1 protein-coding gene is annotated in these 560 nt (G+C 31.4%); it reads left to right on the top strand.

Translation table 11 applies throughout. The annotated features are described in order from the left end of the window. The coding region (locus tag V7014_RS25510) for a hypothetical protein (RefSeq protein WP_335511645.1) at positions 1-208 on the top strand (208 nt) is incomplete at its 5' end. Between the last annotated feature and the right edge of the window lie 352 nt (positions 209-560).

Genomic DNA, 560 nt, shown 5'->3' with positions numbered 1-560 from the left:
ATATTATCAAATTCACAAAAAAATGAAAAGATTCTCTAAGTATGCGAGTATTATCTTTTTCATAGGTTGTATGTTGTATTTTGTAGTTAGAATTATGTATTTTCCCATTACGATGATCATCTTTTTTATCGATTTACTCTTTGCTGTAGCTGCATCTACTATTTTATATACATTATATATTGAACGAAAACAAAGAAAGCAGAATTAGAATAGCAAGAGGGCTTCCGTACAGGGAGCCCTTTTTACAGTGTAAATTATGATTTGTTTCCTAAGCTTACAAGCGATACGTGCAAGGCTCCAGAGTCAACTTTCCACCTCTAGATAAATGACATTTTTTGGAGTGTGTTGTGCTTAAAAAGAACTAAGTGACGGTTTTTCACTATAAATTTGCAATGTGTAATTGAATATGCTATTCTTACAATGAATTATTTTTGTTTGTTATTGATTGACAAAGTTTTAGAACTTTTGGTCTAGTAGGTATCAGCAAGGATAGTATTATATTGTGTGGGTATCACACTAGGAGGCAACTTGTAATGGAACAAGGTAAAGTAAAATGGTTT

The organism is Bacillus sp. JJ722 (assembly GCF_036963345.1).
GTDB lineage: Bacteria > Bacillota > Bacilli > Bacillales > DSM-1321 > Bacillus_AD.
This window is presented reverse-complemented; position numbering and strand designations above follow the sequence as displayed.